Source organism: Paenibacillus ihuae (assembly GCF_001368795.1).
In the GTDB taxonomy this organism is placed as follows: domain Bacteria; phylum Bacillota; class Bacilli; order Paenibacillales; family Paenibacillaceae; genus Paenibacillus_AQ; species Paenibacillus_AQ ihuae.
The window spans coordinates 1,512,618-1,521,556 of record NZ_LN831198.1 but is presented as its reverse complement, the minus strand read 5'-3'; the positions used below and the strand labels follow the sequence as shown (position 1 = coordinate 1,521,556).

The following is an 8,939-nucleotide window of genomic DNA, read 5'->3' as shown; positions in this document are numbered from 1 at the left end:
GTGCCTTGGAATACTTGCACATTATCTTCATTGTTGATTCGCAAAGTATACTGGAAGTTTGTCAATGCTCTGATGTCATAGAATATAGCTACACCCGTTTCATCGAAAAATGCTGTATACGTCTGGCTTCCTCTGGTCAGGATAGCTGTAAAATCTGTAGTGTCTTTAGGCCGGTTATTAAAGTTGACTGCAAGCACTACGAAGTTAAAGAACGACTGTTTTACTCTGCGTTTTTTACGGGCAACCAGTTTGGCCTTCTTAGCCAGCAGGGTCTTTTTGGCCAGGAGGGCTTTTTTAGCCATTTGCGCTTTCTGGGCTTGTACCTTTGCTGCGTTTACCTTCTTTGCCGCCAGTTTAGACACACTTGCTTTTTTGATCATTGCTGCACGTTTTGCGATTAATGCTTTCTTCTCAGCTTCTCTCACTTTACTTCACCACTTTCTTTTAAGATAGTGTAGTAAATGCATTTTACGGGAGGACTGAACTGATTTATTGCCTATCATTTCATAAATGTGGTAGTGTCTCAGTTTCATAGATATGTATCCGCTAGGCTGATCACTGCATAGTATGTGCTATGGAGAGGTGAAGCAACGTCAATGAGTGAACCGATGTGGATGCGGCATTATGCCGCCAAAATCAATAGACCGTTAAAGCGCAATATTCAGAATTCGAAGAGTCTAGCTAAGAAACCGGCGGCAGTTCCCGTAATCGTACAGTTCAAACACAAATTAACACCGGCCCGGATGCAGACATTACAAAAGCATTTAGGTAAACATGCCTTCCCGGTGAAGCACCGGCTTCATCTAATCAACGCAGTATCATCACGGGTTTCGTTACAATGTCTGGAGCGGATCTGCAGCTGCGGCGAAATAGGCAAAGTCTATCTGGACGATGTAAAGAAAGCCACTTTGAATATCGCTACCCCTTCCATCGGCGCAGCAGCGCTTCAACAAACACGGGGACTCACCGGAAAAGGGATCAACATTGCCATTATCGACACCGGCGTGTTCCCGCATCCCGATCTGACCCGGCCCGTCAACCGGATTATCGCATTCAAGGATTTTATTAATCACCGGAAACGGCCTTATGACGATAACGGACACGGCACACATATCTCCGGAGACGCCGCCGGAAACGGATGGGTAAGCAAAGGGAAGTATAGAGGGCCTGCCCCGGAAGCAGGGATTGCGGGTATTAAGGTGCTCGATAAAAACGGTGAAGGCTATGACTCCACCATTATTAAGGGGATTGAGTGGTGCATTGTCAACAAGAAACGCTTAAAGCTGCGGATCCTGTCCATGTCCTTCGGCGGACCGGTGAGCAATTCAGCTGAGGAGGACCTGCTGGTCCAAGCGGTGGAAAAAGCGGTCAAGGCCGGATTGACCGTAGTCATCTCCGCCGGCAACAGCGGACCAAGCTCCCGGACGGTTGAATCTCCCGGAGTTAGCCCCTCTGCAATTACAGTAGGCGCAGTGAATGACCAGCGGACGATCACCCAGAGCGATGACCGCATCACATTCTACTCCAGCCGCGGACCTGCACCGGGCGGGAAAGTGAAGCCCGATATTGTGGCACCGGGCGAGTCTATCACCTCACTGCTGGCTCCGGGCTCCAGGCTGGCCCGCCAGATGCCGGGTCAACGAAACGGTAAATTGTATTTTGTGCTGTCCGGCACCTCCGTCTCTACCCCGATCGTCGCGGGGGCAGCCGCGCAGCTGCTGCAGCTTCGCCCGTGCCTGACGCCCCGGCAGGTTAAAGCCACCCTTAAGAAAAACACCTTCCGCCTCGTTCTTAAGCCGAACACCGCAGGAAGCGGCGAGGTCAATATGCGGTTCTTGAACTGCCTGAAGAAAAGAAAATAGCCAGGTTGCGGCTGCATCTCCGCAAGTAAAAGGCACGAGCGGCGCTCGTGCCTTGGGCTGTTTTTGACCTTTATGGCAAGTGATCTATGGTATATTCTAGAAATCATAGAAATCAGCAAACTGGAGTGTGGGAAGATGATTATTCGCAAAGCAGTGCTAGAAGATGCACCATTCTTAGCCGCAATAATGAAAACAACCTTTGATGCAGAGCAGCAGCGCTGGTCTCCCGGAAGCACCATCCAGGATAATAATCTTCGCCCGCCGGGTTATGATTCTGCCGAAATGCATGCCTATTTCATTCAGCAAGCCTATTATTATGTAATCGAAATGGAAGGACAGGTCATCGGCGGAGCCTGTGTGGACTACCCGGGCAGAAGACATGCGCGAATCGATAGAATTTTTGTTGACCCTGCCTTTCAGGGCTGCGGCATCGGTTCAAAGGTTCTGGCTTTCCTGGAACGTGAATTCCCTGCAGTAGCGGTCTGGAAGCTGGAAACGTCCGGTAAACAGCTGGATAATCATCATTTTTATGAAAAAGCAGGTTATACCCGGATCTATGAATCCGAGATGGAATTTGGTTATGAAAAGCATATTGCTGTTTCTGCAGAGAAAATAGAGCCAGCAGTTCAGTTCAAAGATCAATCCCTCCCAAAGGCAGAGTTTGAGAACTGCCTGATGAGCAGCGCGGATTTTTACAATATGAATCTGGAGAAGGTCTGCTTCAATAACAGTAATCTAAGCGGCAGCTTATTTACCGACTGCAATCTGAGCGGCTCCAGGTTCACGAATCTGAATCTCACAGACACGCTACTGTCAAACCTGAGATTAACCGGCAGCCAATTCATCGGCTGTGATCTTTCGGGCGTGGACATCCGGCACTGCAGCACAGAGGGTCTAAGGATTGAGGGGATACCGCTAGAGGATTTACTGGCTGCCTACTATAAAGGGAGGGTATAAAAATATGGGCTTAGGGGATCAAAAACCGGCGGTATATGATCTCATTGGGCAGTCTTATAATGTAACCCGGCAGGCTGACCCTAGAATTACACAAGCACTGATCCGCAGTCTGGCGCTTCCCGCCCCGGCACGGATACTGGATATTGGCGCAGGCACAGGGAATTACTCTGTGGAATTAGCTAGACAAGGCTATGACGTTATCGCCGTTGAGCCTTCTAGAATCATGCGGGAAACAGGTAAACAACATCCTAATCTGACCTGGGCAGAAGGTTTTGCCGAACAGCTTCCTTTGGAAGACAACGCTGTAGACGGCATAATTTCCACCCTGGCGATGCACCATTTCAGCGATCTGTACCAGGCTTTCCGGGAAATGGTCCGTGTAACCTCAGCAACGGGCAGAATCGTGATCTTTGCTGCTGATCCAAGGTTATGTCCGGATGACAGCTGCTGGCTGAAGGAATATTTCCGGCCGGTTATTTTGCAGTCCTATCAAGCTTATCAGCCTATCGGAAATATTGTGCATACGCTTCAAGAAGCTGCCAGTCATAACGTAGAACTCGTAGATTTCCCTGTCCCTCATGACATCACTGACAGCTTTTTCGCCTCCGCCTGGAGAAGACCTGAGCTATACCTGGACAAGGAGTTCCGGGCCGGAGTTTCGCCGCTGGCTGATTGCCCGGATGATATGCTGCAGCCCTTGCTCGAGCGGCTAGAAACCGATTTATCCTCCGGCGCATGGGATGAGCAATACGGAATCATCCGCACGCAGGATACTTACGAAGGCGGGTACCGCTTTCTAGTCACTTCGGTATAAGAATGTCACTCCCTACCATCATCAAAATAAGCCGCTGAGCACAGTACATGACTAGCGGCTTGCCTCTTTTGCTCACAGATCCAATACAGGCACCATGCCGTCCACCCAGTTCAGCTGGCTGTCAATCATGAACCGGACGGTCCAATGCTCCTCTGAGGTATACCAGTTATGAAATCAATCATGCTGTTGTACCAAAGCTCTATTGACTCAAGAGTTATGCTGGAAACCCAAAAATCCCCCGGTCCTGCTTAAAAGTACAGGAAACGGAGGATTAATGTTCATCTATTACTCGACAGCAAATCCAACGCCATTTCCCGGGACCACGCTAACAGCCATTCGTCCCCGCCGTAGCTCCCGACACACTGAAAACCAAGCGGCAAATTATCTATGCTGGCTGCCGGAATACTAAGCGCCGGACAACCGGCAAAGCCCCAAACCGCGGTCATCCCCGCCCAGCCCGTACGGTTCTCTTCCAGCTTCGGAGCCGTCCCCCCTTGAGCGGGAGATACCCAGAGATCGATTCCTTCTTCCTCCATAAGTATCTCCAGATTCTGCCGCAGCTCAAGCTGCATCCTGCGATAGGTTTCGAGTTCGGCATCGGTAACTTGCTTCCCTCTGGCAATCCCATCCTTGACTGGCTCACCGTAATATCCGGCATATTGTTCAAATAAGTCTGCATGCCCGCGCGCCATTTCCCCTTCAATAAATCGCAGCATGGCATCGCCGTATATAAGCTCATCTTGCCAAGGCATCTCCACATGCTTCACCTGATAGCCAAGCTTTCCAAGAGATTCGATTTGTGCTAGAAAGACAGCTTTGACCTCGTCGCTCATCAGCTGCATGTAGACGCCCTGCGGGATACCAAGTACAGGCTTGCGGCTCACTTGACGTGGAGTCCAGCCCGGAATGAGCAGTTCAGCAGCAACTTCCATACTGCGAAGGTCCTGTGTGAACAAACCGATGGCGTCAAAAGAAGGCGACAGCTGAATTACGCCATCCATTGGAATTCTTCCATAACTCGCTTTAAATCCGAAAACTCCGCAAAAGGAAGCCGGGGCCAGTACAGACCGCAAGGTTTGGGTACCTACCGCCAGCGGGCATATTCCCGCAGCAACCGCTGCCGCAGAGCCTGCGCTGGACCCGCCGGGGGTGTGCGCGGTGTCATGCGGATTCAGCGTCGAAATCGGCCCTTGATAGGCGAACTCTTCGGTTACCGTCTTCCCGGCAATAACCGCACCAAGTAGCCGGAGTCTCGTAACCAGCGGCCCTTCCTTGCCAGTCAGTGCCTCAGCGGGTAAATGAGACCCGGCATGAGTAGGTAAACCCTCTACATGAATCAAATCCTTGATTCCGACCGGAATTCCCCATAAGGCCGGTTTGTCTGGTGCCGCTGCGATCGAAGCGAGTAGCTGCTCCTTTTCCCGTTTCAAGCGCAGCTCCAGCTGTTCTTCGGGGACAAAAGCATGAATCTGCGGTTCCAGCTCTGCAAATCTTTCTAAGTAATGAGTAATCGCCTTAGCAATAGAAACCTCCGGTTCTACTCCATTACTGAGCATTTCCGCCAGAGATGCACGGGCAAGCTGCATGTCATCATCCCCATTGTCGATTTTTATATTCCTATGACATACGCCGCCTATTCATAAAAGTTACATAAATTTCCTCAAGGTGATAAGCTCCAGCACCCATCTAGGATGCCGGGTAAGCCAAAAAGAACGGCATCGCTGCCGTTCAGTCCGCCAGCGGACGGGGAGCAGCCCCCTTTTCATCCTCAGCCCGACGGGTGGTAACGCTAATCTCCGCGTCCTCAGGAAATAAAGACAGCATGAATCCGACCACTTCTCCGGCATTTACCGCACAGATCGCTGAGCGCCGGTTGATATTCTTAATGACTGTCTGGCGGTATCCTTCCAGTAGTTCAGACGTATCCAAACCGGGAAAGTTCGTCCGGACGAGATCGATAAGGCCCATCTAGGAATTGAGATCCGTTAATTATGCGAACCTCACTACGTTATTTGAATTCATTCGTCTGATTCCTTTCGTATTAAACGCGTTCTAGCCAAGCACACTGTGCAGATACCTTCCGGTATGTGATGCCTCCACCTTCGCGACCTGCTCGGGCGTACCTTCAGCGACGACATAGCCGCCGCCGTTGCCGCCTTCCGGTCCCATGTCGATGATATAGTCGGCAGACTTCATCACATCCAGATGATGCTCGATGACGATGACGGAATGTCCGCTGTCCACCAGCTTGTTCAGCGCAACCAGCAGCTTCTGGATATCAGCGAGATGGAGGCCGGTTGTCGGTTCGTCCAGTATATATAAATTATGGGCGCCTTTTTTGATCTTGGCCAGCTCATTAGAGAGCTTCACCCGCTGGGCTTCCCCGCCTGAGAGGGTGGTTGAGCTCTGGCCGAGCGTTAAATAGCCCAGTCCAAGCTCATTCATAATCCCCAGCTTGTGCTTGAGGTACTTGTGGTCAGCGAAAAAGCCGGCTGCCTCTTCCACCGTCATTTCCAGCACTTCCGCAATGCTTTTGCCGTGGAGCTTAATTTCGAGACCTTCTTCCGAGAAACGGTTACCTTTGCATACCGGACAAATGGTTTCGATATCGGCCATGAACTGCAGGCTCGTGACAATGATGCCATCGCCCGCGCAATGCTCGCACCGGGTACCGTTCGCATGGGTAAGACTGAAATCAATCGGCTGATAGCCGCGCTCCACTGCCTCCGGCTGTAAGGCGAACAGGTCGCGGATTTTATCGTAAATTCCAATGTAGGTGGCCGGATTAGATTTGCTGTTGCGGCCGATCGGCGTCTGATCGATGTTGATCACATGATTCAGCAGATCGGCTCCGAACACATAATCATGTTCGCCGGCCACAATCCGCGCGCCTGTCTTGTCAATTTTGAGCTGCTTTGAGAGGATCTCATTGATCATGGAGCTTTTCCCGGAGCCGGACACTCCGGTAATGCAGATGAACACATTCAGCGGAATATCCAGATCCACATTCTTGAGATTATTCTCCCGCGCCCCTTGGATGGATAAAAAGTGATCCCCGAGGCTACGCCGCTGCTGGGGCACTGGAATACTCGCCCGCCCTGACAGGTATTGGCCTGTAACCGATTCTGCCTCACTCATGATATCCTCCAGCGTCCCGCTGGCGACGATGCTGCCGCCATGGATTCCCGGCCCTGGTCCGATTTCAATGATATGATCGGCACTGCCGATGGTTTCTATATCATGCTCAACCACAATGATCGTATTGCCGAGATCACGGAGCTTTTTCATCGTCTCAATGACCCTGCCGGAATCGCGGGGGTGCAGCCCGATGCTCGGCTCATCCATAATATAGAGCATGCCCATCAGCTCACTGCTGATCTGGGTGGACATTTTGATCCGCTGCATCTCCCCGCCGGATATGCTGTCGCTTCGTCTGCCCAGGTTGATGTAATGCAGCCCGATTTCGATCAGCAGGCTGATTCGGGTATGCAGCTCACGGACAATCGTCTCGGCCACATCCCTGACCTCTGGTTCAAAGGTGAGCGATTCCAGAAACTCCAGCAGCTCATGCAGCTGCATCCGGCTGAGCTGATCAATATTCCTCTCCCCGACCGTAACCTGCAGCCGCTGCTTCTTAAGCCGGGCGCCGCCGCATTCCGGACAGACCTTCTCAATCATGCAATCCTTGATAAAGGTCGGTTCAAACGCCTCTGTCGTGGATGACTTGCGGATATAATGCTTGTACCAGCTCTCCATTTCATGCACGAATCCTCCAAAGGGCCGGTCGCGTCCGGTGAGCCAGTTCTTTTTCTGCGAAAAGGGCGGCTGCAGCATCGGAACCAGCTCACCTTTGCTGCCGAAGAAGAGCAGCTCATGAATCTCCTTGGGCAGCTCGTGAAACGGCGTATCCAGACTGAAGCCGTATTTCTGGGACAGGCTATACATCAGTACCGTGCGGTAGCTGTCTTTGCCGGCGGTGTTAAACACCGTGTTCTTGAGTGCGCCCTTATTAATGCTCTTCTCCGGTGCAACCACCAGGAAATGCGGCTCCACCACATAAGACATTCCCACACCAAGACAAGTATGGCAGGCACTTGCCGGCGTATTGAAGGAGAAATGGAACGGCTGCATATCGCACAGGAAGAAGTGATGCTCCGGACAGGCAAAATGCTGGTAGAACTCTTCCCCTACCCCGCCAATAACCTCCACCTTAATCATAATATCCTCATCCAGCGCTAGTATCGCCGCTTCTATCGACTTGGTAAGCTGTATGTAGGTGTCCGGTTTTAGGCCGATCCGGTCGATTACGATTTCTATCCTATACGCCTTGCGCTCATCCAGCTCCAGCTCATCCCCCAGTGAGACGGGCTCACCGTCAATCAGCAGATGTTTAAAGCCCTTTTCCCGCAGCTGCTGAAAGGTATAGCTATACTCTTCCCCGTATATTTTATTCACCGGCGCGCGCAGCTCAATGACCGTACCTTCCGGCAGGCCGGTAATATGCTCGGCAATCTGGGCCGCGGACAGCTGGCGCAGCGGTTTGCTGCACTCCGGGCAATGCCCGGTACCTGCCGTAGAGAACAGCAGCCGTAGATAATCATTAGTGTCGGTTACCGTTCCCACCGTGGAGCGGGGATTGTGATTGCCTTTTTTCTGCTCAATGGCGATGACCGGGGACAGGCCCCGTACATAATCGACTTTCGCCTTTTTCACCTGGCTGATCCGGCTTTTGGCAAAGTTTGAAATGGAATCGAGAAACCTCCGCTGGCCCTCGCCATAGATCACATCAAACGCCAGCGAGGATTTCCCGGAACCGGACACTCCGGTAATGACTGTCAGCTTATCACGCGGGATCTCGACCGACACATTTTTCAGATTATTCTGCCTGGCCCCCGAGATTTCTATTGTCGTTCGTACGGACATACGCTTATCCCCCTCTGTTATGGAATATACAAGAAGCCGATTTCTTCAACTGCCGGTTTGCTCTTGGACGTAATGCGGATGGTCTGAGATACCTTCTCAATGATCCCTTTCTCCGTCATGTACTCCAGAATGTTAATCAGATAATGCCCCTGCATATGAAAATGCTTCGCCAGCATGGTTACCGTCTTCATCTGCTGATCGGCCATAAATTCAAGCACCGGACGGCTGATCACTGCAAGATGACGCTCCAGAACCTGTCCGATTTCCCTGATTGCCTTCCAAAGCTCATCTTCACTTAACCGGCGGGTCAGCGGGTCTTGATAAAAAGGGGCCATCTGCTCCGGCGAACGCTCCAGCACCTTGAGGACCGATTCACGGATCGG

The 8,939-nt window shown here is 51.7% G+C and carries 8 protein-coding genes; 3 read left to right on the top strand and 5 right to left on the bottom strand.

Annotated features, from left to right (window positions below; genetic code table 11):
* A partial coding sequence (locus AQR02_RS31840) for a hypothetical protein (protein WP_209444129.1) occupies positions 1-425 on the bottom strand: 425 nt, incomplete at its 3' end.
* A 171-nt stretch (positions 426-596) separates the two neighbouring features.
* Between AQR02_RS31840 and AQR02_RS06735 the strand changes: the two genes are divergently transcribed.
* From AQR02_RS06735 to AQR02_RS06725, 3 genes are all read left to right on the top strand, one after another.
* Entirely contained in the window at positions 597-1,862 is a 1,266-nt protein-coding gene (locus tag AQR02_RS06735; protein WP_054939924.1) for a S8 family peptidase, read from the top strand.
* 135 nt (positions 1,863-1,997) lie between these two features.
* The gene (locus AQR02_RS06730; protein ID WP_054939923.1) at positions 1,998-2,819 is read left to right on the top strand and encodes a GNAT family N-acetyltransferase; all 822 of its coding nucleotides are present in this window, start codon (positions 1,998-2,000) and stop codon (positions 2,817-2,819) included.
* Positions 2,820-2,823: 4 nt separating this feature from the next.
* Entirely contained in the window at positions 2,824-3,633 is an 810-nt protein-coding gene (locus AQR02_RS06725; protein WP_054939922.1) for a class I SAM-dependent methyltransferase, read from the top strand.
* Between the two features lie 278 nt (positions 3,634-3,911).
* Here AQR02_RS06725 and AQR02_RS06720 read toward each other — a convergent pair whose 3' ends face one another.
* From AQR02_RS06720 to AQR02_RS06705, 4 genes are all read right to left on the bottom strand, one after another.
* A complete protein-coding gene (locus AQR02_RS06720) occupies positions 3,912-5,219 on the bottom strand; it encodes an amidase (RefSeq protein ID WP_054939921.1) in 1,308 nt (435 codons plus the stop codon).
* Between the two features lie 142 nt (positions 5,220-5,361).
* Positions 5,362-5,601 carry a hypothetical protein gene (locus AQR02_RS06715; RefSeq protein WP_054939920.1) on the bottom strand — a complete coding sequence of 80 codons (240 nt, stop codon included), beginning with the start codon at positions 5,599-5,601 and terminating at the stop codon, positions 5,362-5,364.
* Between the two features lie 84 nt (positions 5,602-5,685).
* Positions 5,686-8,556, bottom strand: a complete 2,871-nt coding sequence (gene uvrA, locus AQR02_RS06710) for an excinuclease ABC subunit UvrA (protein WP_054939919.1) — start codon at positions 8,554-8,556, stop codon at positions 5,686-5,688.
* A 17-nt stretch (positions 8,557-8,573) separates the two neighbouring features.
* Positions 8,574-8,939 (bottom strand): FeoC-like transcriptional regulator (locus AQR02_RS06705; RefSeq protein ID WP_425339962.1); only part of this gene is annotated, 366 nt, incomplete at its 5' end.